The organism is Microbacterium sp. JZ101 (assembly GCF_053903175.1).
The window spans coordinates 14,617-37,102 of the sequence record NZ_CP096400.1; the positions used below are offsets into that span (position 1 = coordinate 14,617).

The following is a 22,486-nucleotide window of genomic DNA, read 5'->3' on the forward strand; positions in this document are numbered from 1 at the left end:
GCGCCTCGGGCCATCCGCAGAGGAGCTCTCATGACCCGCATCGCGCTCGCCGTCGACCTCGGCGGCACCAAGATCGACGCCGCGCTCATCGACGACGAGGGCGCGATCCTCGCGCCCAGCCGGAACCGTCGACCCACGGGGCCCGCCATCACGCCCGACGGCCTCCGCGCGGCCGTGACCGACGTCGTCTCCCGTGCGCTGGCGCACCTGCCCGAGGGCGCGGAGTTCGCGGGCGCCGGCATCGGCAGCGCAGGGCCGATCGACCTCGCGACCGGCTCCATCCATCCGGTGAACATGCCCGGCGTGCACGGCTTCGGTCTCGTCGAGGCGGTTCGCGATGCCGTCATCGCCTCGAGCGGGGAGTTCGATCCGATCGTCCGTCTCCGGCACGACGGCGGATGCCTCGCGCTCGCCGAGTCGTGGCTCGGCGCCGCCGCGGGCGCGCGCACCTCCCTGTCGCTCGTGGTCTCGACGGGCGTGGGCGGGGGAGTGGTGATGGGCGGCATCCCCATCGGAGGGGCGTCGGGCAACGCCGGCCACCTCGGCCAGATGCACGTCGGCGAGCTGACCGTCGAGGAGATCGCGGCGGGCCCCGCGAGCGTCCGCTGGGCGCAGCTGCAGGGATGGCACGGCGAGACCGGCGAGGACCTCGCGCGCTCGGCAGCGGAGGGCGACCGCATCGCCCGGGCGGCGATCGAGCGGTCGGCGAAGACGGTCGGCCAGGCGCTCGCCGACGCGTCGTCGCTGCTCGACCTCGAGGTCATCGCGATCTCCGGCGGCTTCTCGAACGTGTCCGACGACTACGTCGACCTGGTCGCGGCGGCGCTGCGCGACTGGGCCGCCCTGCCGTACGCGCAGCGCACCCGTGTCGTCCGCAGCGCGCTCGGCGGCGATGGGCCGATCATCGGCGCCGCCGCGCTCGTGCTGCGCGCCTGACCCGTACGCGGAATCGGAGTGCTGGGGCTGGCGTAGACCCGCGGGACCGACACGCGCACACGCGCCCCGGCCATCCGATTCCGGTGACGCGGCGACCCGCTCAGGCCCGGCGGTAGGCGGCGCGCATGCGCGGCGTCGTGAGGAGCGCGCCCACGCCGAGCATGAGAGCGGCGAAGGCGAGCTGCTCGACGGTCATCCAGAGCGGGTAGATCCCGGGGATGGCGGCGATCGCGAGGGTGACGCACGGGAAGATGAACGAGAACAGGCGCATGCGCGAGTAGGCCCAGTACCACCCCTGCTCGGCGCGGAACGAGAAGTAGCCGAGCCCGCCGGTGAGTCCGAGCACGACCGCGCTGCGCATCCACACCATGAACGGCTCTGGCATGCCCTGCATGGTGAGCCAGAAGGCGATCCCGAGCGCGCTCACGCCGAGCATGATCGCGACCCCGAGGAGCACGCGCACGACGAGCCAGTCGCGATGCAGGGTCGGATCGGCGAGGCGCACGGCGGGCACGCGGATGTCGCGCTGGCGCCCGGCTGCGAGTCGGTCGATGCGCAGCAGCACCTCGTTCAGACTCACGTCTGAGATCGTACCCGCGGGCCTGCGGCGGACCCCGGGAGGAGCCTCGACGTCGAGGCGCTCAGTCGTCGTCGCGATTGCGGCGGATGTACTGCCAGACGAACGCGACGAGGGTGCCGGCCGTGATGACGAACGTCGCGGCGAAGAGCAGGTCGCGCTCGGACATCCTCAGACCCCCGCGTCGAGCTCGGCGCCGCCCTCGCCCTCGACCTCGGGGTCGAGCAGCTCCGCGACCGAGGTGACGATCTCGTCGGGCCGGAACGGGTACTGCTCGATCGAGGTCCGCGTGCTGATGCCGGTCATGACGAGCACGGTGTGCAGCCCCGCCTCGATGCCCGCGACGATGTCGGTGTCCATGCGGTCGCCGATCATGCCCGTGTTCTCGCTGTGCGCGCCGATCCGGTTGAGGGCCGACCGGAACATCATCGGGTTGGGCTTGCCGACGATGTAGGGCTCCTTGCCGGTCGCCTTCGTGATGAGCGCGTTGATCGCGCCCGTCGCGGGCAGCACGCCCTCGGCGCTCGGCCCGGTCGCGTCGGGGTTCGTCGAGATGAAGCGGGCGCCGTTGTTGATGAGGCGCACGGCCTTCGTGAGCGCCTCGAACGAGTAGTTCCGGGTCTCGCCGACCACGACGTAGTCGGGATTCGTCTCGGTCATGATGAACCCGGCCTCGTGCATCGCCGTGAGGATGCCGGCCTCGCCGATGACGAACGCCGAGCCGCCGGGGCTCTGCTGCTTGAGGAACGCCGCGGTCGCGAGGGCGCTCGTCCAGATGTGCTCCTCGGGGACGTCGATGCCCGAGCCGCGCAGACGCGCTGCGAGGTCGCGGGGCGTGAAGATCGAGTTGTTCGTGAGCACGAGGAACGGCGTGCCGGTGTCGCGCCACTGCGCGAGCAGCTCGGACGCGCCGGGGATGGGCTGCTCCTCGTGCACGAGGACGCCGTCCATGTCGGTCAGCCAGCACTCGATTTCGTCGCGTCGCGCCATGGCATCAGCCTAGAGAGCGTGCGGCCCGCCCGCGATGCTCCGCGCGCCGGGACGCGGTTTCCGGCGCGCGCTCGCGGCATGCTCCCGAAGGCATGCCGTTCGGCGTATCTTCGTCTCGTGACCGAACACGCGCCCCGGAGCTGGGATCCGGCGCGCCTGCCGGATCAGACCGGCCGCACCTACCTCATCACCGGCGCCAACGCGGGTCTCGGCTACTTCGCGAGCGAGCAGCTCGCGCGCGCAGGCGCCCACGTCATCCTCAGCGGGCGCAGTCCCAACAAGCTCGCCGCAGCGCACGACGCACTCGAGGCTCGGGTGCCCGATGCCTCGGTCCAGACCCTCCTCCTCGACGTGAGCAACACCGGGTCGATCCGCGCGGCGGCCGCGAGCGTGCGCGGCGGCCTCTTCAAGCGGCAGCGCCTCGACGGCGTGCTGCTGAACGCGGGCATCGTGCACACCCCGCGGCAGCGGGAGACGACCCGCGACGGCCGCGAGCTCGTCCTCGCGACGAACGCCCTCGGGCACTTCGTGCTCGCCGCCGAGCTGCTGACGACCCTGTCGAAGTCGGCGACCCGCACCTGGACGCCGCGCATGGTGTGGCTCGGCAGCATGTCGACCCGCATGGGCGCATACGATCCCGTCGACATCCAGCTCGAGCGCGGGTACCACGCGTATCGCGCCTACGTGCAGTCGAAGGTCGTCGTCCAGGCCCTCGGAATCGAGGCCGACGTGCGCCTGCGCGACGCCGGCGTGCCCGTCGAGAGCGTCGTCGCGCATCCCGGGTACTCGATCGGCGGACGCACGCCGCGCGTGCAGGGCGTGAACGAGCCGAGTGCGTGGAAGCGCTTCAAGGACGGCCTCCAGGCCCCGATCGCGCAGTCCAAGGAGCGCGGGGCGGCCTCCCTCGTGCGCGCGCTCGTCGATCCCGCCATCACGGGCGGCGAGTACTGGGGGCCGCGGCTCATCACGCGGGGTGAGCCCACCCGGCAGCAGCCCTCGCGCACGTCGGCGGACCCCGAGGTGCGCCAGCGGATCTGGGAGACCTGCGAGCGGCTCTCGGGCATGGAGTGGCCCTTCACGCGCGCGGCGCGCCTGGCCGGCCGCTGACGCGTCAGCTGCCCGCGATCCCCGCGATTGCAAACCCGCGCAGGGGCGCTTCGGGCGCGCGTCCTGATGGATGGCGCGATCGAGGCACTGGTACGTTGCGCTGACAAGGAGGTCATCATGTCTGACCCGTCTGCGGACCCGCGCTCCGCCCGGAATGACCGGCCCCCGGTGGAAGCGAGAAGGGGCTGGACGATCCACGCAGGGACGGCCCCCTTCCGGCCATCCGAAAGGCAGCGCGAGCTTCTGGGCGAGGTCGAGCGGATCATCGCCTCGGCGCGGAGGGGCGATGATCACCGGCAGATCCTCGAGGAGCTGGCGCCCCTCGTCGCGGAGCTGGCGAGGACAGGCATGACACGCGATCAGATCGCCGATCATTCGAGGATTCGACCGCAGGGCGTCGCCGCGATTCTGGAAGGCGACGAGCCGTCGTGAACAAGGGCGCGCGTGGCCGGCCGCTGACGCGTCAGCGGCCCGCGATCCCCGCCTCGTAGGCGAGGATGACGAGCTGCACGCGATCACGCGCCCCGAGCTTCTGCAGAAGCCGCCCGATGTGCGTCTTCACGGTCGACGACGCGAGGTAGAACCGCGCGGCGATCTCGTCGTTCGTGAGGCCCTCGGCGATGGCCGCGAAGATCTCGCGCTCTCGCGGCGTCAGCGCATCGAGCTCGGCGGATGGCCGCGGTGCGGCGTGCGCGGTGAACTGCTCGATCATCCGGCGGGTGACGCTCGGCGCGAGCGCGGCGTCGCCCGCGTGCACGGCGCGGATCGCGCCGAGGAGGTCGGCCGGCAGCGCGTCCTTGAGGAGGAAGCCGCTCGCGCCTGCGCGCAGGGCAGCGAACGCGTACTCGTCGAGGTCGAAGGTCGTGAGCACGAGCACCCTGGGGAGGGGCCCCGCGGCCGCGATCCGCTCGGTCGCCGCGATCCCGTCGAGCCGCGGCATGCGCACGTCCATGAGGATGACGTCGACCCCGCCGTCGCTGGCCACGGCCACGGCGTGCTCGCCGTCCTCGGCCTCGGCGACCACCTCGATGTCGGGCTGGGCGTCGAGCACCATCCGCAGCCCCATCCGCACGAGCTGCTGGTCGTCGGCGATCGCGACGCGGATCCGCTCCCCGGTCATCCCTGCTCCTCCTTCAGCTGCGCGCGCAGCAGCCATCCGCCATCCGCCGTCGGCCCCGCGTCCACGTGACCCGCGTACAGAGCGGCGCGCTCCCGCACCCCGATGATGCCCGTCCCGCGCCCGGGAGGCGCGGTGCTCTGCCGCGCGGGCGCGTCGTTGCGCACCTCGACGGTCACGATCCCGTCCTCGCGGCGGATGGTCACGGCCGCGTACCGCGCGCCCGGCGCGTGCCGGAGGGCGTTCGTGAGGCCCTCCTGGACGATCCGGAAGACCGCGAGCTGCAGCGCGCGGTCGGCGATCGGGGTGCCGATCCGCGTGAGGCGGACGGGGAGGCCCGTCTCGCGGAAGCGCTCGGCGAGGACCTCGAGATCCGCGTCGCCCGGCTGCGGCGCGAGCTGCGCCGCCTGGTCGGGCGCGCGCAGGACGCCGAGCAGACGCCGCATCTCGGCGAGCGACGACCGGCCGGTCTCAGCCACGAGGCGCATGGCTTCGGCGGTGCGCGGCCCGCCCGTCTCGACCTGCGCCGCCGCCCCCTCCGACAGGGTCACCATCACCGTGAGACTGTGCGAGACGATGTCGTGCATCTCGCGCGCGATGCGCGCCCGCTCGTCTGCGACCGCGAGCTGCGCGCGCTGGTCGCGCTCGCGCGCGAGGTCGGCGGCCCGCGCGATGATCGCGTCGATGTACCGGCGGCGGTTGCCGACCGAGAGCCCGAGCAGGGTCGGGACGAGGTAGACGATCGCGTTCGGGACGGCCGTGGCCGCGGGGCTGATGTCGGGGTCCTCCGGGAGCACGGCACCCGAGAGGGTGAGCCACGTCGCCACGCCGGAGACGATCACCGTCACCGCCGCCACGATCCCGTAGCCGATCCAGGTGCGCCGCGGCGTGCTGTGGACGCCCAGCGCGTAGAGCGCGACGAAGACGGCGAGATGGCCGCCCATGCTGAAGGGGAGCGGCAGGACGGCCAGGCTGCCGCATACGATCGCGGCGAGCAAGGGGCGCTCGCGCCGCACGACGAGCGCGACCGAGCCGACGGCGATCGATGCGGCGGCGCCCGCTGCCGACCATCCGTCGAGAGGGAAGTCCTCCGGGACCGCGGCCGCGAGCACGAGCGTGAGCAGGGCCGGCGCGATCTGGCACGTGAAGACGATGAGGACGTCGACGATCCGCGGATGGCGATCGACCCATCGCCGGACGACGCCGGGAGGGCGGGGGAGGGCGAGGTCCAGCCCGCTCGTCCTCGTGCCCTCTGCGCTGCTCACGTCTCCGACCCTATGCGGATGGCCCCGTCCCGCGCGGGACGGGGCCATCGGCCCGATGAGCGGATGGTCACGCGTCGCGGCGGCGGACCACGGCCATCCCGGCGACGAGTGCCGCGATCGGCCACGCGAAGGCGATCGCGATGTCGCGGACGGTCTCGCCGTCGACGTCTGCGTTCGGCGTCATGAGGGCGTCGCCGGCGGGTGCCATGAGCGCGTCGTGGATCGTCGGCGCCCATTCGAACGGCAGCGTCAGCAGCACGGTCGGGAGCACGAGGAGGAACACGAGCACGAGCGTGACCGACCAGGTCTCGGAGCGCAGGAGCGCCGCGACGCCGAGGGACAGCACGCCGACGAGCGCCGTGAACAGCGCCGCGCCGACGATCGGCAGCAGGATGGCCGTGAGCGCGTCGTCGAGGGCGGGCTCGACGCCCCAGACGGCGCCGACGGCGACGACGCCCGCGAACGACAGGAGCAGCGAGGCGAGCGACCACGCGAACGTGCTCACGGCGACGACCACGGCCTTCGCGCCGACCGTCGCGACGCGGCGCGGTGCCGCCGCCAGCTGGGTGCGGAGCGACCCTGTCGCGTGCTCCTTCGCGAAGACGCCCACGCCCACGAGCACGGCGATGATCTGCGCGACGGTCGCGGCACCGAGGGTCATCATGAGCGCGGGCGGCGCGCCCGCCGGGTCGCCGTTCACGGCGAGGAGCAGGGCGGTCATGCCGACCGAGACGGCGAGCACGAGCACGGTCCCGACGACGAGCGAGGCGATCGTGCCGCGCAGACTCGTCAGGCCGATCCACTCGGCGCGGACGAGGCGGGAGAAGGTCAGGCGCGGGGCGCCGAGAGAGGCGGTGCGGCGCGGAGCCGCGGCAATGGCGGTCATGGGAACTCCGTTCAGGCCGCGAGAGCGGCGGGGTCGCTGCGGTACTCGACGGCGTCGCCCGTGAGAGCCAGGTAGGCCTCCTCGAGCGAGCCGCGCAGGGGGACGAGCTCGTGCACGTCGATGTCGGCGTTCACGGCGACGCGCGTGATCTGCGCCGCGGGCAGGCCCTCGACGTCGAGCGTGTCGGCGGCCGCCTGGGTGATGGCGACGCCCGGGTCGGCGAGGAGGAGACCCAGCCGGCGCGCGTCGGAGGAGCGGACGCGCGTGCGCTCGCGCTCCGACCCACGCAGGAAGTCGCCCACGGGTGCATCCGCCAGGATGCGGCCCTTGCCCAGGACGATGATGTGGTCGGCGGTCTGCGCCATCTCGCTCATGAGGTGCGACGAGAGGAAGATCGCGCGCCCCTCCGCCGCGAGCGAGCGGACGAACCCGCGCACCCAGTGCACGCCCTCGGGGTCGAGGCCGTTGACGGGCTCGTCGAGGATGAGCGTGTGCGGGTCGCCGAGCATGGTCGCGGCGATCCCGAGGCGCTGGTGCATGCCGAGCGAGAAGCCGCCGATGCGGCGCCTCGCGACTCCGGCGATGCCCGTGAGCTCCATGACCTCGGCGACCCGGGCCATCCCGATGCCGTGCGTCGCGGCGAGCATGCGCAGGTGCGCCTCCGCCGTGCGCCCTGGGTGGACGGCCTTCGCGTCGAGGAGCGCTCCGACCTCGGTCATGGGAGCGGCGTGCTGCGCGAACGGGCGCCCGTTCACCGTGACCGAGCCGGCGTCTGGCCGGTCGAGGCCGACGATCATGCGCATGGTGGTCGACTTGCCCGCGCCGTTGGGCCCGAGGAAGCCGGTGACCTGCCCCGGCCGCACCTCGAACGAGATGCCGTCGACGGCGGTCTTGGCGCCGAAGCGCTTCGTGAGGTTCTCTGCCGTGATCATGCCTCCGACGCTACGGAGGACAGGTGCCCTGCCGCGTCGGCGCGGAGGCGGATGTTCGCGAGGCGGAGCGGTACTGCGGTACTACGCCGTGAGCCAGATCACGTCGGCCGCACCTTCGGGCAGCACGACGTCGTCGCCGTCAAGCAGCACGCCGCGCTCGGTGACCGCCACCTCGCGGCCGACGTCGATGCCGGCGCCCTCGATCTCGCGCAGGAGCTCGGGGTCGCGGTCGCGCACGCGCAGCACCCGGCCGACGTGCCCGACCGGAGCATCCGCGAGCAGGACGAAGGCCTCGCGCTCGATCTGGCCCTCGGCATCCGGGATCTTGTCGCCGTGCGGGTCGAGCGACGGGCGCCCGAGGCGCTCGTCGATCCGCTCGAGCAGCCGGTCGCTCAGCGCGTGCTCGAGGACCTCGGCCTCGTCGTGCACCTCGTCCCAGCCGTAGCCCATCTCGCGCACGAGCCACGTCTCGATGAGACGGTGCCGGCGGATGATGCCGATCGCGCGACGCTCGCCCTCCTCCGTGAGCCGCACGGCGCCGTAGGGCACATGCGAGACAAGGCCGGCCGCCGCGAGCTTCTTCACCATCTCGGTCACGCTCGACGGGGCGACGCCGAGCTTCCCGGCGAGCACCGACGGCGTGATGGGGTCGTCCTGCCACTCGGTGTGCGAGTACACCGTCTTGAGGTAGTCGTCCGCCGCGGGTGAAGCCACGCGATCAGCCTACGGCGACGCGCGGACGTGCTGAAAGAGCTAATGTCTTGACAAAAGGGATGCACATTCGTAGCGTGGTGCGGTCCCGTTCCCGCGACGTCGTCGTCGCCCGTGCCCCGGAGGTCGTCGATGACCGCATCCCCCGTCCGCGAGATCGGCGTCGGACTCGTCAGCGTCGGCTGGATGGGCCGACTGCACAGCCGCGCCTACCGGTCGGTCCCCTTCGTCTACCCCGAGCTCGGTCTGCGGCCGCGCCTCGTCCAGGCCGCGGATACCGCGGAGGCGGGTCGCTCGCACGCGACGGATGTGCTGGGCTACGAGAGCGCCGTGGCGGACTATCGCGAGGTGCTCGCGAACCCCGACGTCGACGTCGTCTCGATCTGCGCGCCGAACTTCCTGCATGCCGAGGTGGGCGTCGCGGCCGCGAGGGCGGGCAAGCACATCTGGATCGAGAAGCCCGCGGGGCGCGGTGCGCACGAGACCGCGGCCATCCGCGACGCCGTCGTCGACGCGGGCGTGCAGTCGGCCGTCGGCTTCAACTACCGCCAGCCGCCGGCCATCCAGCGGGCGCGCCAGCTGATCGGGGAGGGCGCCCTCGGCCGGATCACGAACGTGCGCGGTCGCTTCTTCGGCGGCTTCAGCGCCGACCCGCAGTCGCCGCGCGCGTGGCGCTTCGTGCGCGAGACGAGCGGATCCGGCGTGCTCGGCGACCTCATGGGCCATCTCGTCGACCTCGTGCACTTCCTGCTCGGCCCGATCGGCTCGGTGACCGCGTCGACCGGCACGTTCATCACGGAGCGCCCGGGCCTTGCCGGGACGCCCGACGAGGGGCGGATGCTCCCGGTCGAGAACGACGACTACGCGAACATGCTCCTGCGCTTCGACGACTCCGCGCTCGCCGCGGGCGCGCTCGGCACGCTCGACGCCTCGTGGCTCGCGGTCGGCCCCAAGGCGGAGTACGCGATCGAGGTGTTCGGCACCGAGGGCTCGCTGCGCTGGGACTTCGAGCGCCTCAACGAGCTCGAGCTCGCCATCCGCCGCCCCGGCGAGAGTCTCGGGTACACCCGGTTGCTCGCCGACGAGACCTTCCCCGAGTTCGCGCGCTTCCAGCCGGGGTCCGGCACGTCGATGGGCTACGACGACCTCAAGACGATCGAGGCGAAGAAGTTCCTGCTCGCGGTGGCGGGTCAGCCATCCGACACCTCGACCATCCACGATGGGCTCGCGTCGGCGCAGGTGCTGACCGCGGCCGAGGAGTCGGCCGCGTCGGGGCAGTGGGTCGAGACCCCCGTCGTCCCTGGACACACGGGTCACGTGCGCTGAGCGGGCTCGGGCAGCGGCCCCGTGTTGCGTGGGTGTGCCGGCGTGTGTGCGTGTGCGGATTCGGATGGCTGGGGCTGGTGTCGCCGGGTGGGGTCGACACGCGCACACGAGCCCCACGGGTCCGACAGGAGGACCGGGCGCCGGGCCGGTGTGCGTGTGCGGATTCGGATGGCTGGGGCTGGTGTCGCCGGGTGGGGTCGACATGCGCACACCAGCCCCACGAGTCCGACAGGAGGACCGGGCGCCGGGCCCTGTGCGCTGACACCCGGTAGCCTCGTCCGGTGACGGACCCGCAGCCCGAGCCCCACCGCGAGGCGTCGACGCACGGCGTCGGGCCCTGGCCCGGCGCGTGGCCCGAGGGCGATCACTACGACCCCGAGCTCCTCGCGAACGGCGATTCGCGCAATGTCGTCGACCGGTACCGCTACTGGCGCATGGAGGCGATCGTCGCCGACCTGGACACGCGTCGCCATCCGTTCCATGTCGCGATCGAGAACTGGCAGCACGACATGAACATCGGGTCGATCGTGCGCAGCGCCAACGCGTTCCTCGCCGAGTCGGTGCACATCATCGGCCGCAAGCGCTGGAACCGGCGCGGCGCGATGGTGACCGACCGCTACCAGCACGTGGTCCACCATCCGGATGTCGCGTCGTTCGCGGCCTGGGCCGCGGGCGAGGGGCTCCCGATCATCGCGGTCGACAACGTGGGCGACGCCGTGCCCGTCGACAGGGCCGAGCTGCCAGAGCGGTGCGTGCTCCTCTTCGGCCAGGAGGGGCCGGGCCTGACGGACGAGGCGCTCGCCGCGGCCTCGGGCCACATCGAGATCACGCAGTACGGCTCGACGCGCTCGATCAACGCCTCCGCGGCGGGTGCGATCGTCATGTACGAGTGGGCCCGGCGGCACGCGCGCGACGCCTGACGCCACCCCTCGACGCGACCCGCGCGCGGGCGTAGCGTGAGCGGCGTCAGCGACCGTCGACGCCGAAGGAGTCCGAAAATGGCCGAGCTCGCCCGCATCCAGCCGTGTCTGTGGTTCGACGACAACGCGCGGGAGGCGATGGAGTACTACGTCTCCGTCTTCCCGAACTCGCGCATCCGCAGCATCGAGGAGTACCCCGACGAGAAGCTCGACGCCCACTTCACGGGCATGAGCGGGAAGGTCCTCAACGGGCAGTTCACGCTCAACGGCGTCGACTTCGTGTGCCTCGACGGCGGGCCGCTCTTCACCTTCAACGAGGCCGTGTCGTTCGTCGTCTCGTGCGACGGGCAGGAGGAGATCGACCGCTACTGGGAGGCGCTGTCGCACGTGCCCGAGGCCGAGCAGTGCGGATGGTGCAAGGACCGGTTCGGGGTCAGCTGGCAGATCATCCCGCGCAACATGGGCGAGCTCGTGAGCAGCCCCGCGGCCATCCAGGTGATGATGCAGCAGAAGAAGGTCGTGATCGCCGAGCTCGAGAGCGCCTGAGCTACGCGGCCTGCTCCATCCACGCCCTGCCGCGGATGCGCGCGCCGAGCGTGACGCCGCGCGCGAGCATGTAGACCCCGTAGTAGGTCGCGGAGAGCCACGCGAGTGCTCCCGGTCCGGATGGCGAGAGCCACGCGAGCGCGATGAGCGCGGGCAGGTAGGGGAGGAGGTTCAGGCCTCCCGCGATCGCGAGGTAGCGGGCGTCGTTCGCGCCCATGAGCACGCCGTCGAGCACGAACACGAAGGCGCCGATCGGCTGCGAGACCGCGAGCACGAGGAGCGCGGGCTGGATGTCGGCGGCCACCTCCGCGTCGCCCGTGAAGACGACGCCGATGACGCCCGACAGCGCGGCGATGACGACGCCGGCCGCCACGCCGCCCCACACGCCCCAGAGCACGGTGCGGCCGAGCACGGCGCGCACCTGCCGCGGGTCCCTCTCGCCGAGCGCCTTGCCGACGAGGGCCTGCGCGGCGATCGCGAGCGCGTCGAGCGCGAACGCCGTCGTGGAGAAGATCGTGAAGACGACCTGCCATCCGGCGAGCTCGCGCGTGCCGAGGTCGGTCGCCACCCAGACCGTGCCGAGCGTCGCGACGCGCAGGCTCACGGTGCGCAGGAACATCCATCCGCCTGAGCGGGCGGAGCCGCCGAGCCCCTCGCGGTGCGGACGGATCGTCGCGCGGTGGCGTCGCGCGAGCCGCCCGATGACGACGACGTAGGCGCCGACCATGCCCCACTGCACGAGGACGGTTCCGGCCGCCGACCCGGCGACGCCCCATCCGAGCCCGTAGATGAGCAGCCAGTTCACCCCGGCGTTGAGCGTGAAGCCCGCGCCCGCGATCCACAGCGGCACGATCGTGTTCTGCAGCCCGCGCAGGAGGCCCGTCGCGGCGAACACGATGAGCATCGCGGGAAGACCCCACATCGAGATCCCGAGGTACGCCTCGGCGTGCCCGGCGACCGCGGCGTCCGGCGAGAACGCCGCGACGAGCGCGGGGACGGCGAAGGTCCCGGCGACCGCGAGGACGGCGCCGATGCCGAGCGCGAGCCACATGCCGTCGATGCCGACCGAGACGGCCGCGCGGACGTCCCCCGCGCCGAAGCGGCGCGCGACCGCGGGGGTCGTGGAGTACGCGAGGAACACCATGAGGCCCACGATCGTGGTGAGGACCGCCGACGCGATGCCGAGGCCCGCGAGCTCGTCGATGCCGAGGTGCCCGACCATGGCCGCATCCACCGCGAGGAAGAGCGGCTCGGCGATGAGCGAGCCGAGAGCGGGGACCGCGAGCCGCAGAATGTCGCGGTCGAGGGAGCGGCGGGCGGTCACCATCCGAGCCTAGGACGGAGGCGGGACGCGAGCGCGGCGCCCGCGTCCGGGGCTGTGCATACGATGGAGCGCATGACGGCTGCATCCCTCCCCTCCGGTATCGCCCTCGACGAGCTCAGTGAGGAGATCCGGCCGCAGGACGACCTGTACCGCCACGTCAACGGCGCCTGGATCGATCGCACGGAGATCCCGGGCGACAAGGCGCGCTGGGGCGCCTTCCACCAGCTCGCCGAGCAGGCCGAGAAGGACGTGCGCGCGATCGTCGAGGAGGCGCAGGCCGCGGAGCCCGGCACCGAGACGCGCAAGGTGGGCGACCTCTACTCGAGCTTCATGGACACCGAGCGCATCGCCGCACTCGGGGCTGCTCCGCTCGTCCCGCTCCTCGAGCGCATCGACGCGGTCTCCGACGTGGCGTCGCTCCTGCGCACCGCCGGCGAGTTCGACCGCGAGGGTCTGGGCGGCCCGATCGGCGTGTTCGTGGAGCCCGACCCGGGCGACCCCACGCGCTACGTCCCGTTCCTCGTCCAGTCGGGCATCTCGCTCCCCGACGAGAGCTACTTCCGCCTCGAGAACTTCGAGGGCACGCGAGCGGCGTTCCGCCGTCACGTGGAGCGCCTGCTCGAGCTCGCGGGCGTCGACGACGCCGCGGGCCAGGCCGAGCGCCTCTACGCGCTGCAGAAGGACATCGCGTCGCATCACTGGGACAACGTCCGCAGCCGCGACGCCGTCGCGACCTACAACCTGAAGTCGTGGGACGAGATCCAGCAGCTCGCGGGCGTCGACCTCGCGCCGTGGCGCGACGCGGTCGCGCCGGGCAGGCCCGAGGTGTTCGCCGAGGCGGTCGTCTACCAGCCCTCGGCGCTCGAGGGCCTCGGCTCGCTCCTCGTCGCCGAGCGCCTCGACGACTGGAAGGCGTGGCTGCGGTTCCAGGTCGTGCACGCCCTCGCGCCGTACCTGTCCGACGACTTCGTCGATGAGAACTTCGCCTTCTACGGCACCGAGCTCACCGGCGTGCCGACCATCCGCGAGCGCTGGAAGCGCGGTGTGTCGCTCGCGGAGGGAGCGCTGGGCGACGCGATCGGCCGCGTCTACGTCGAGCGGCACTTCCCGCCGAGCGCGAAGACCGCGATGGACGAGCTCGTCGCGAACCTCACCGAGGCGTACCGCCAGAGCATCTCGACGCTCGAGTGGATGAGCCCTGCGACGCGCGAGAAGGCGCTCGAGAAGCTCGACACCTTCACCCCGAAGATCGGCTATCCCGCGAAGTGGCGCGACTACGACGCCGTCGAGATCACCGCGACCGATCTCATCGGCAACGTCCGCCGCACGAACATCGCCGAGCACGACCGGCAGCTCGGCAAGGTCGGCAAGCCGATCGACCGCGACGAGTGGTTCATGACGCCGATGACCGTGAACGCGTACTACAACCCGCTCATGAACGAGATCGTCTTCCCCGCGGCGATCCTGCAGCCCCCGTTCTTCGACGCCGATCGCGACCCCGCGGCGAACTACGGCGGCATCGGCGGCGTCATCGGGCACGAGATCGGCCACGGGTTCGACGACCAGGGGAGTCGCTACGACGGGACCGGTGCGCTCAACGACTGGTGGACCGAGGAGGACCGCGCCGCCTTCGAGGAGCGCACCCGGTCGCTCATCGAGCAGTACAACGCCCTCGTCCCGCAGGGCCTCGACGCGTCGCACACCGTCAACGGAGCGCTCACGATCGGCGAGAACATCGGCGACCTCGGCGGTCTCGGCATCGCCCTCAAGGCCTACGAGCTCTCGCTCGGCGGCGAGGAGGCGCCGATCGTCGACGGCCTGACCGGTGTACAGCGCCTTCTGCTGTCGTGGGCGCAGGTGTGGCAGCAGAAGTCGCGCGAGGCCGAGACCATCCGCCTCCTCACGATCGACCCGCACTCGCCGAACGAGTTCCGGTGCAACCAGATCGTGCGCAATGTGGACGCGTTCTACGCCGCCTTCGACGTCCAGCCGAGCGACGCGCTGTGGCTCCCCGAGGACCAGCGCGTGACGATCTGGTGAGAGTTCGCTGAGGGCGGCTCCCGCGCGGGCATAATCGAGACACACCTGCATCCATCGCGGAGCGGGCGTCGCCGAGAGCACCCCGACGTCGCCGCTCGCGGGTGCGAGCGGATGGGAAGGGACCCGTGGCCATCGAGCCTCAGAAGGAAGCCGTCTCGCTACGAGGCGAGCGTCGGGAGGCGCGCCGCCTGCGTCGCCGTGCCATCCTGCAGCCGACCTTCACCGCGACGCTCCGCTCGATCGAGGCCCTCGTCGCGGCGGACGCCCGTGCCGGCGTGCACGTCGTCGACCTCGACCGCGAGACGGTGCTGCTGAGCGGAGACGACCACGTGACCCTGCCGGTCGGCGGCGTGGGCACGGTGCCGCTGCTCGTCGAGGCCGCCGCGCAGTTCGACGCCGGAGAGCTGGATCCCGACGAGATCGTCGCGCGGGATCCGCTCGACCCCGTGCGGATGTCGGGGGTGTGGCGGCACCTGCGCACGCGCGAGCTCCCCGCCGGCGACCTCGCGATCCTCGCCGCCACGACCGACGACGCGCTCGCCGCGAATGCCCTGCTGGACCGGGTCGGGCACGAGAGGGTGACCCGGCGCTTCGTCTCACTCGGGATGCCGCGGTCGGCCCTGCTCGACCACTTCCGCGAACGGCGAGGGCCGGATGATGCCCCGCACGTCGCGCTCGGAACGGCGCGCGAGTTCGCGCGGCTCTTCGCCGACATCGTGTCGGGTCGCGTCGTGAACGCCGCGGTGAGCGCGCAGGTCGCGGAATGGCTGACGCAGGGTCACGATCTCAGCCTCGTGGGCAGCGCGACGGGGCTCGACCCGTTCGCTCACGACGACGACCCCCACGGGCTCCTCTTCCTCAATCGCACGGGCAGGGCGCCCGACGTGCGCGCCGAGGCCGGCGTGCTCGCGGGAGCGCGCGGCGCCGTGGCCTACGCGCTCTTCGTCGAGTTCGACGACGCCGGGATCCTGCACCGCGACCGCGCGCACGAGGCGTTCCGGGCACTCGGTCGCGAGCTCATGGAGTACGTCGTCTGAGGCACTCCCGTCGCCTGACGGCCCCGCGCGCACCGGGAGTTCACCGACATCCGTAGGCTGGACGCGTGCGGTTCGAATCGGGTGCCCCTGACGTCCGGCCCTTCCAGGTCGATCTCCGCGGGGTCGTCGACCTCCTGAGCCGCCACATCTACTCCAGCCCCCAGGTCTTCCTGCGCGAGCTGCTCCAGAACGGCCGGGACGCCATCCGAGCGCGCCGCGACCTCGACGGAGGGGCTCCCGCCGGCGTGCTCGAGATCGAGCCGGCCGCCTCCGGACGCCCCTTCCGCTTCCGCGACAACGGCGTGGGCCTCACGGCGGAGGAGGCCGCCGAGCTGCTGTCGACCGTGGGGCGCTCGTCGAAGCGCGACGACCTCCTGCAGGCCCGACGCGCGGACTACCTCGGCCAGTTCGGCATCGGCCTGCTGAGCTGCTTCATGGTGGCCGACCGGATCGTCGTGCGCAGCCGATCGGCGAAGGGCGCCCCCGCGATCGAGTGGATCGGCGACGCGTCGGGGCAGTTCGGCATCCGGGAGCTCGACCCGGAGGAGACCGCGCGGATGGCCGTGGGCACCGAGATCGTGCTGGAGCCGCGCCCCGACGACGCGGCTCTGCTCGCGCCCGACCGCGTCCGGGCCCTCGCGACGCGCTTCGGGCAGTACCTGCCGGTCTCGGTCGCCATCCGCAACGACGACGGCACGCTCGACACCGTCACCCGCACGCCCGTCTTCCTCGGGGCCGCGGCGGATGAGCCGTCCGACGCGCTCCTCGCGCTGGGCACGGAGCTGCTCGGCCGGCGGCCGCTCGACGTCATCCCGCTCTCCGTCCCGGGGACGGGGACGGAGGGCGTCGCGTTCGTGCTCCCGTTCGCGCCGCCTCCCGGTGCGCGCCAGGCGAGCACGGTGCACCTGGGCCGGATGCTCGTGAGCGAGCACCTGGACGGCCTGCTGCCCGACTGGGCCTTCTTCGCCCGATGCGTGCTCGACACGACGGGGCTCTCGCCGACCGCGAGCCGCGAGGCCTTCGTGGAGGACCCCGCGCTCGAGCACACGCGCGAGCAGCTGGGTGCCGCCATCCGCGCGTGGATCCTGCGGCAGGCGACCACCCGGCCGTGGAAGTTCCAGGAGTTCCTCGCCGTGCACCAGCTCGCGCTCAAGGCGATGGCGGCGCACGACGACGAGCTCGCGCGCACGGTGCTGCCGTGGCTGACCGTCGAGACATCGGTGGGCGACATGACGATCGCCGACCTGACCCGGCGGCACGACGGGGCGCGCTACGCCGAGACGGTCGACGAATTCCGCCAGGTCGCGGCGATCGTGCCGTCCGACGCTCCCGTCGTGAACGGCGGATACGCGTACGACGCCGCGCTGCTGCGGCGGCTGCCCGAGCTGCTGGACTTCCCCGTCTCGCGGGTCACCGTGAGCGAGCTCCTCGACGAGCTCACGCCGCCGCCGCTCGCCGAGCGGGCGAGGGCCGTCGCGCTCGAGGAGCGTGCCACGGCCGCGCTGGCCGAGGTGGGCTGCTCGGTCTCGGCTCGCGGGTTCGCTCCCGCCGAGCTGCCCGCGCTCTGCGTCGTGGATCCCGAGGTCGTGCGCCGCATCGAGCGCGACAGCGCGCGCGAGGTCGCATCCGGCGGGATCTGGGGCGACGTGCTCGGCGACGTGAGCGCCCTCATCGAGGAGCGCCGCCGCGAGGACGGCAGGGAGGCCGCGACCGTGCGCCTCTGCCTGAACTGGACGAGCCCGCTCGTCGCGCGCCTCGCGGCGCTCGGCGACGACCTCGTCTTCGACCGCACGGTCAAGCTGCTGTACGTGCAGGCGCTGCTCGCGTCGCATCGGCCGCTCACCGCGGCCGATCGCCGGATGCTGACGTCGGCGATGAACGACATGGTGACCCTGAGCGTCGGGATCGCCGGAGACCTCGAAGGGGAACAGGCATGAGCGCACCCGGAAGCCGCAAGGCGCGGAAGATCGAGCGGCTTCTCGAGGAGGCGGCGGAGCTTCCGGTCGGACCGGAGGAGCGCGCGCTGCTCGACGAGGCCGTGCGGCTCGCCGACGAGGCAGGAGAAGAGGAGCTCGCCTATCGCGCGCGCATGCACCTCACCCCGTCGGCGCACATGGCGGGTGACACCGACACGATGCTCGCGTCGTTCGGATGGTGCGTCGGCAAGCACGATGCGGACCCCGTGCGCTTTCCGATCGATCCCGGCGTGCACGTCGACCTGCTGTTCCAGTACAAGTGGATGGCCGGGCGGCTCGCGAGCAACAGCCGGTTCCCGCGGGAGCGCGTCACCGCGCTGCACGCCGACATGGAGCGGCGCTATCGCGAGGCCGGCGTCGGCCAGACCGGCGTCCTGCAGTCCCGGCACGACGTCGCGCTGCTGCTCGGCGACCCGGATGCGGCCGCGCGCTTCCTCATCGAGCGCGACGGACTCGAGCGAGACGACTACTCGCACTGCGAGGCGTGCGTGCGCTCGAGCGACGCGACCTTCGCCCAGCTGCGGGGAGACGATGCCGGGGCCATCCGGCTGTGGGAGGAGATCCTCGAGCAGGGCCTCTCGTGCGGGGAGGAGCCCGAGTTCGCCGAGTCGGAGGCGCTGCTCCCGCTCCTGAGGGCGGGGCGCGTCGAGGAGGCGCTCGCCGCGCATGCCCGCAGCTACCGCGCGGCGCGAACCAACCCGGACGGCTTCCCCATCATCGCCAACCACCTCGTCTTCTGCGCGGTGACCGGCAACCTCGCGCGCGGGCTCCAGCTGCTCGAGCGGCACATCGACGGGCTCGCGCACGACCCCTTCCACGAGGCGAACCACTTCTCGGGACTCGCCGCCGTCGGCGTCCTCCTCGACGCGGTCGTCGAGGAGGGCGAGGGAGCGACCCGGGTGCGCGGCTCCGACCATCCGACCCTCGAGCCGCTCCTGGGCGCAGCGGACGGGCCGCGGACCGCGGGCGAGCTGCGGGATGCCGCCTGGTCGGCCGCCGAGACGATCGCGGCGCGCTTCGACGCACGCAACGGGAACGACTGGTTCGCCCGCACGCTGGCCGGCAAGCGGGGCCTGAGCGCGCAGCGCTGGGAGGCGCCGTTCGGCGGCGAGAGCTACGCGCCGCCCGTCGCCGACGACGCCGAGCCCGCTGACGCGGCCGGATGGCTCACGCGCGCCCGTCGGCGCCTCTTCGCGGCCGACCTCGATGGCGTGCGTGCGGCCGTCGCCGCCGGCCTCGCGCTCGGAGAGAGCGACCACGATGCCGAGCTGCATCGCGTGCTCCTCTACGCGCAGCTCGAGAGCGGCGACGACGAGGCCGCCCGCGCCACTCTGGCCCTGCGGACCGCGGCCCTGCGCGCCCACGGCCTCGCCGAGCACGCGGACCTCGAGGAGCGTCTCGGCCTGCTGCTCCTCGGCCGGTGCACCCCCGACGACATCCCGGTGCTCGAGGCGGAGATCGAGCGCGCACGCGCCGCGCACCTGCCGTCGACGGTCGTCGCCGACCTGCTCATCACGATCGGCGCCGCCCGCCTGCGCGCCGAGCAGCCCGAGGCCGCGCTCGCCGCTCTCGACGAGGCGGAGGTCCTGCTCCCCGCCGGCGACCCGCTCCTGCTGCACCACGCGCTCGAGAGCGAGCGACTCCAGGCGCTCATCCAGCTCGGACGAGCGGACGAGGCCGACGCGCTCGCCGCGTCGCGCATCGACGACCCCGCGAACGCCGGGTGGCCGCTGTTCTCCGAGCTGCGCCTGCGCGCCCAGGTGCTCGGCGGTCAGGGGCGCTTCGACGAGGCGCTCGGCTTCGCGGAGCGGCTTCTCGCGGAGTCGGTCGCGATCGACGTCGCGGGCCTCATCGCGTCGTCGGCACAGCTCACCGCCATGATCCTCAGCGACCTCGGGAGGCCCGAGGAGGCCGCGGCGCGCGTCGAGTTCGCCCTGCGCCACGCCGAGCGGGCTGAGCTGCCGACGGTCGGCCTGCGGTTCAACCTCGCGCGCATCCAGCTCGAGGCGGGTCAGGCGGCCGCCGGCCTGGAGAACCTCGAGACGGTCTACCTCGAGGAGAAGGCGACGGGCGCGGCTCCCGAGGCGGTGGCCGAGACCGGTCTCCATCTAGGGCACGCCGCCCTCGCGAACGACGAGCCGGGGATGGCGTACCGCGCGTGGAGCGAGGCGATCGACCTCGCGGAAGGGGCGGAGGCCTTCGGGCTGGCCGCCGAGGCGGGCTCCGCACTCGGCGAGCTGCTGCTCCGCTTCGGCGACCCCGACGCGCGCGACGCGTTCGAGCGCGCGCTCGAGCACGGGCGGCGCGTCGAGGGCTTCCGGGGGATGCCCGCGCTCCTGCATGGGATGGGCCGCGCGCGGCTGATGGGCGGCGACGAGGCGGGATTCGCGGACCTCGACGCGGCGACCGCGCAGGCGGAGGCCGAGGACGCGGTCTGGTACGCCGCGAACGTGCAGGACACGAAGGGGCGCTTCCTCGTCGACGCCGGCCGCCTCGACGAGGGCGTGCGCGTCCTCCTCGCCTCGGCCGACGTGCTCGCGCGCGAGGGCGACGTCATGACGGCAGCGGGCGGCGAGGTGTACGCCGCGCGCGGTCTGGCGGCGGCCGACCGCGCCGACGAGGCCGTCGCGGTGATGGCGAGCGCCCGCGACCGGGTGTCGGTCGGCACGGCAGCGCACACGGGGATCAGCCTCGAGCTCGCCGACCTGCTCGACGGGCTGGGCCGCGGCGCCGAGGCGGCGCAGGTGCGCGCGAGCGTCGCGTAGGGGCCGCTGCGCACGGGTGCCCAGGTACCGCTCAAGGCCTGCGTGGCAGGATGGAGCGAATGAGCGGAACTGAGAAGAGCCGCCGTGAGCAGAGCGCGCCCCTGAAGCCATCGGGGCCCGCCGACGCGGCGAAGAGAATCGTCCGTGACATCGCCGACCCGGCACCGCAGGGAGTCCACCCGGCGCTCATCCCCGGCATCGGGGTCGAGCAGACCGGCCGCGATTTCCGGACGGACCGGGTCGTCTTCGGTGCGGCGATCGTCGTCACGATCGCGTTCATCGTCTGGGGCGTTGCGGCAGGAGACAACCTCGCGGGCACCGCCTCGAGCGTGCTCTCGTGGGTGATCGAGTACGTCGGGGTGTTCTTCACCGTCATCGCGACGGTGGTCCTGGTCTTCATGCTGTACATCGGCTTCAGCCGGTTCGGCCGCATCCGGCTGGGGCGCGATGACGAGGAGCCGGAGTTCTCGGTGTTCTCCTGGATATCGATGCTCTTCGCCGCCGGGATGGGCATCGGCCTCGTCTTCTGGGGCGCAGCCGAGCCGCTGACCTTCTTCGAGTCGCCTCCTCCGAACACGGCGGAGGCGGGCACCGTCGAGGCGATGCACACGGCCTTGACCCAGGTGCTCTACCACTGGGGCCCGCAGGCCTGGTCGTTCTACGCGCTCGTCGGCGGCGCGATCGCGTACGGCGCGTACCGCCGGGGGCGCACGCCCCTCATCTCGTCGATCTTCGCGCCGCTCCTCGGCGAGCGGCGGACGACGGGTCCGGTCGGACGCACGATCGACGTCTTCGCGATCATCGTCACGCTGTTCGGCACGGCCGCGTCGCTGGGCCTCGGCGCGCTGCAGATCGGCCACGGCGTCGAGCTCATCTCTGGGATCGGCGAGGTCGGCAACGGCCTCCTCATCGGCGTGATCGCGGTGCTCACGGCGGCCTTCATCGCGTCGGCGGTGTCGGGCGTCTCGCGCGGCATCCGCGCGCTCTCGAACATCAACGCCGTCGTCGCGCTGCTCCTGGCGTTCTTCGTCTTCTTCGTCGGCCCGACGATGCTCATCATCAACATCATCCCGTCGGTCGCCGCGCAGTTCCTCACCGACTTCACGACGATGGCCGCGCGCTCGGGCTCGCAGGGGCCCGAGGTGCAGGCGTTCCTCTCGGGCTGGACGATCTTCTACTGGGCCTGGTGGATCTCGTGGTCGCCCTTCGTGGGCATGTTCATCGCGAAGATCTCGCGCGGCCGCACGCTGCGCCAGTTCGTGTCGGTCGTCGTCGTGGTGCCGTCGGTCATCTCGTTCATCTGGTTCGCGATCTTCGGGACGACCGCGATCGACCAGCAGATGAACGGCGCCGGGCTCGAGGTCTCGCCGCCCGAGAGCGTGCTCTTCGGCGTGCTCGGCAACCTCCCTCTCGCGGGCGTGACGACGGTCATCCTCGCGGTGCTCGTCGCGATCTTCTTCGTGACCGGCGCCGATTCCGCCTCCCTCGTGATGGGAACGCTGTCGCAGCGCGGCAACCCCGAGCCGACGCGCTGGGTGACGATCGTCTGGGGCGCCCTCGTCGGCGTCATCGCGGCCATCCTCCTCGTGTCGGGCGAGGAGGGGAGCGGCCTGACCGCGCTCCAGAACGTGACGATCATCGCCGCGCTGCCGTTCGCCGTCATCATGGCGCTCATGATGGTGGCGTTCATGAAGGACCTGCACCGCGACCCGCTCATCCTCCGCGACGAGTACGCCGAGCGCGCCGTCCGCCACAGCGTGCGCACGGGTCTCGAGGAGTACGGCGACGACTTCGCGCTCGTCCCCGCTCCGTACGACCACTCGAGCGACGACCTCGCGTGGGTCGAGCCGGTCGTGGACGAGGAGTTCACGGAGCTCTACGCCAAGACCGAGGCGATGCCGATCGTCTCCGACGAGAGCGAGCCCGATCTCGGCGGCTCGGCCGCGCCGGGCGGCGACCGCCTTCCCGACGACGAGCGCGACGAGGAGCGCGACGACGAGGAGCGCAAGGCGGGGGTCTGACGACCCCGAA

The 22,486-nt window shown here is 72.5% G+C and carries 19 protein-coding genes; 11 read left to right on the forward strand and 8 right to left on the reverse strand.

Going from position 1 to position 22,486, the window contains the following annotated elements; translation table 11 throughout:
* Positions 1 to 30 precede the first annotated feature (30 nt).
* A complete protein-coding gene (locus M1D56_RS00085; protein WP_456284258.1) occupies positions 31 to 936 on the forward strand; it encodes an ROK family protein in 906 nt (301 codons plus the stop codon).
* A gap of 100 nt (positions 937 to 1,036) precedes the next feature.
* Here the strand turns inward: M1D56_RS00085 and M1D56_RS00090 are convergent, their stop codons facing one another.
* Together M1D56_RS00090 and M1D56_RS00095 are read right to left on the reverse strand one after the other, a co-directional pair.
* Positions 1,037 to 1,516, reverse strand: a complete 480-nt coding sequence (locus tag M1D56_RS00090; protein ID WP_324013243.1) for a hypothetical protein — start codon at positions 1,514 to 1,516, stop codon at positions 1,037 to 1,039.
* Positions 1,517 to 1,684: 168 nt separating this feature from the next.
* A complete protein-coding gene (locus M1D56_RS00095; protein WP_282978413.1) occupies positions 1,685 to 2,503 on the reverse strand; it encodes an HAD-IIA family hydrolase in 819 nt (272 codons plus the stop codon).
* Positions 2,504 to 2,620: 117 nt separating this feature from the next.
* Here M1D56_RS00095 and M1D56_RS00100 point away from each other — a divergent pair, with 117 nt between their 5' ends.
* Both M1D56_RS00100 and M1D56_RS00105 read left to right on the forward strand, forming a co-directional pair.
* Positions 2,621 to 3,610, forward strand: coding sequence for an SDR family NAD(P)-dependent oxidoreductase (locus M1D56_RS00100; protein ID WP_456284259.1), 990 nt, complete (start codon positions 2,621 to 2,623; stop codon positions 3,608 to 3,610).
* Between the two features lie 117 nt (positions 3,611 to 3,727).
* Entirely contained in the window at positions 3,728 to 4,042 is a 315-nt protein-coding gene (locus tag M1D56_RS00105; protein WP_324013241.1) for a hypothetical protein, read from the forward strand.
* Positions 4,043 to 4,073: 31 nt separating this feature from the next.
* On the opposite strand, the gene M1D56_RS00110 is transcribed toward M1D56_RS00105, so the two are convergent.
* From M1D56_RS00110 to M1D56_RS00130, 5 genes are all read right to left on the reverse strand, one after another.
* Positions 4,074 to 4,730 (reverse strand): response regulator transcription factor, encoded by a 657-nt coding sequence (locus M1D56_RS00110; RefSeq protein ID WP_456284260.1) that lies wholly within the window; start codon positions 4,728 to 4,730, stop codon positions 4,074 to 4,076.
* Positions 4,727 to 5,992, reverse strand: a complete 1,266-nt coding sequence (locus M1D56_RS00115) for a sensor histidine kinase (RefSeq protein ID WP_456284261.1) — start codon at positions 5,990 to 5,992, stop codon at positions 4,727 to 4,729. Before M1D56_RS00115 ends, M1D56_RS00110 begins: the two co-directional genes overlap by 4 nt.
* A gap of 67 nt (positions 5,993 to 6,059) precedes the next feature.
* A complete protein-coding gene (locus tag M1D56_RS00120; RefSeq protein WP_271172586.1) occupies positions 6,060 to 6,878 on the reverse strand; it encodes an ABC transporter permease subunit in 819 nt (272 codons plus the stop codon).
* A gap of 11 nt (positions 6,879 to 6,889) precedes the next feature.
* Positions 6,890 to 7,810, reverse strand: coding sequence for an ABC transporter ATP-binding protein (locus M1D56_RS00125; protein ID WP_271172587.1), 921 nt, complete (start codon positions 7,808 to 7,810; stop codon positions 6,890 to 6,892).
* 81 nt (positions 7,811 to 7,891) lie between these two features.
* Complete coding sequence (locus tag M1D56_RS00130; protein WP_271172588.1) at positions 7,892 to 8,524, reverse strand: metal-dependent transcriptional regulator; 633 nt, start codon at positions 8,522 to 8,524, stop codon at positions 7,892 to 7,894.
* Between the two features lie 129 nt (positions 8,525 to 8,653).
* On the opposite strand from M1D56_RS00130, the gene M1D56_RS00135 reads away from it, so the two are divergent.
* From M1D56_RS00135 to M1D56_RS00145, 3 genes are all read left to right on the forward strand, one after another.
* Complete coding sequence (locus M1D56_RS00135; RefSeq protein ID WP_324013234.1) at positions 8,654 to 9,847, forward strand: Gfo/Idh/MocA family protein; 1,194 nt, start codon at positions 8,654 to 8,656, stop codon at positions 9,845 to 9,847.
* A gap of 281 nt (positions 9,848 to 10,128) precedes the next feature.
* Entirely contained in the window at positions 10,129 to 10,767 is a 639-nt protein-coding gene (locus M1D56_RS00140; protein ID WP_456284262.1) for a TrmH family RNA methyltransferase, read from the forward strand.
* Positions 10,768 to 10,845: 78 nt separating this feature from the next.
* Positions 10,846 to 11,313 carry a VOC family protein gene (locus M1D56_RS00145; RefSeq protein ID WP_271172591.1) on the forward strand — a complete coding sequence of 156 codons (468 nt, stop codon included), beginning with the start codon at positions 10,846 to 10,848 and terminating at the stop codon, positions 11,311 to 11,313.
* A gap of 1 nt (position 11,314) precedes the next feature.
* On the opposite strand, the gene M1D56_RS00150 is transcribed toward M1D56_RS00145, so the two are convergent.
* Positions 11,315 to 12,640 carry an MATE family efflux transporter gene (locus M1D56_RS00150; RefSeq protein ID WP_324013232.1) on the reverse strand — a complete coding sequence of 442 codons (1,326 nt, stop codon included), beginning with the start codon at positions 12,638 to 12,640 and terminating at the stop codon, positions 11,315 to 11,317.
* Positions 12,641 to 12,709: 69 nt separating this feature from the next.
* On the opposite strand from M1D56_RS00150, the gene M1D56_RS00155 reads away from it, so the two are divergent.
* The 5 genes from M1D56_RS00155 (at position 12,710) to M1D56_RS00175 (ending at position 22,476) form a co-directional block, all read left to right on the forward strand.
* Entirely contained in the window at positions 12,710 to 14,677 is a 1,968-nt protein-coding gene (locus M1D56_RS00155) for a M13 family metallopeptidase (protein ID WP_456284263.1), read from the forward strand.
* A 125-nt stretch (positions 14,678 to 14,802) separates the two neighbouring features.
* Positions 14,803 to 15,714, forward strand: coding sequence for a serine hydrolase (locus M1D56_RS00160; protein ID WP_421074796.1), 912 nt, complete (start codon positions 14,803 to 14,805; stop codon positions 15,712 to 15,714).
* 65 nt (positions 15,715 to 15,779) lie between these two features.
* Positions 15,780 to 17,651: an HSP90 family protein gene (locus tag M1D56_RS00165; RefSeq protein ID WP_456284264.1), complete on the forward strand. Its 1,872-nt coding sequence runs from the start codon at positions 15,780 to 15,782 to the stop codon at positions 17,649 to 17,651.
* Positions 17,648 to 20,455 (forward strand): hypothetical protein, encoded by a 2,808-nt coding sequence (locus M1D56_RS00170; RefSeq protein WP_456284265.1) that lies wholly within the window; start codon positions 17,648 to 17,650, stop codon positions 20,453 to 20,455. The genes M1D56_RS00165 and M1D56_RS00170 overlap by 4 nt, the downstream gene beginning before the upstream one ends.
* A 59-nt stretch (positions 20,456 to 20,514) precedes the next feature.
* Positions 20,515 to 22,476 (forward strand): BCCT family transporter, encoded by a 1,962-nt coding sequence (locus M1D56_RS00175; protein ID WP_456284266.1) that lies wholly within the window; start codon positions 20,515 to 20,517, stop codon positions 22,474 to 22,476.
* The last annotated feature ends 10 nt before the right edge of the window (positions 22,477 to 22,486 follow it).

Excerpts from the sequence above, each read along its gene's own strand:
- M1D56_RS00085 (WP_456284258.1), top strand. The coding sequence starts at position 31 with ATGACCCGCATCGCGCTCGCCGTCGACCTCGGCGGCACCAAGATCGAC.
- M1D56_RS00095 (WP_282978413.1), bottom strand. The coding sequence starts at position 2,503 with ATGGCGCGACGCGACGAAATCGAGTGCTGGCTGACCGACATGGACGGC.
- M1D56_RS00105 (WP_324013241.1), top strand. The coding sequence starts at position 3,728 with ATGTCTGACCCGTCTGCGGACCCGCGCTCCGCCCGGAATGACCGGCCC.
- M1D56_RS00110 (WP_456284260.1), bottom strand. The coding sequence starts at position 4,730 with ATGACCGGGGAGCGGATCCGCGTCGCGATCGCCGACGACCAGCAGCTC.
- M1D56_RS00120 (WP_271172586.1), bottom strand. The coding sequence starts at position 6,878 with ATGACCGCCATTGCCGCGGCTCCGCGCCGCACCGCCTCTCTCGGCGCC.
- M1D56_RS00125 (WP_271172587.1), bottom strand. The coding sequence starts at position 7,810 with ATGATCACGGCAGAGAACCTCACGAAGCGCTTCGGCGCCAAGACCGCC.
- M1D56_RS00135 (WP_324013234.1), top strand. The coding sequence starts at position 8,654 with ATGACCGCATCCCCCGTCCGCGAGATCGGCGTCGGACTCGTCAGCGTC.
- M1D56_RS00145 (WP_271172591.1), top strand. The coding sequence starts at position 10,846 with ATGGCCGAGCTCGCCCGCATCCAGCCGTGTCTGTGGTTCGACGACAAC.
- M1D56_RS00150 (WP_324013232.1), bottom strand. The coding sequence starts at position 12,640 with ATGGTGACCGCCCGCCGCTCCCTCGACCGCGACATTCTGCGGCTCGCG.
- M1D56_RS00155 (WP_456284263.1), top strand. The coding sequence starts at position 12,710 with ATGACGGCTGCATCCCTCCCCTCCGGTATCGCCCTCGACGAGCTCAGT.
- M1D56_RS00170 (WP_456284265.1), top strand. The coding sequence starts at position 17,648 with ATGAGCGCACCCGGAAGCCGCAAGGCGCGGAAGATCGAGCGGCTTCTC.
- M1D56_RS00175 (WP_456284266.1), top strand. The coding sequence starts at position 20,515 with ATGAGCGGAACTGAGAAGAGCCGCCGTGAGCAGAGCGCGCCCCTGAAG.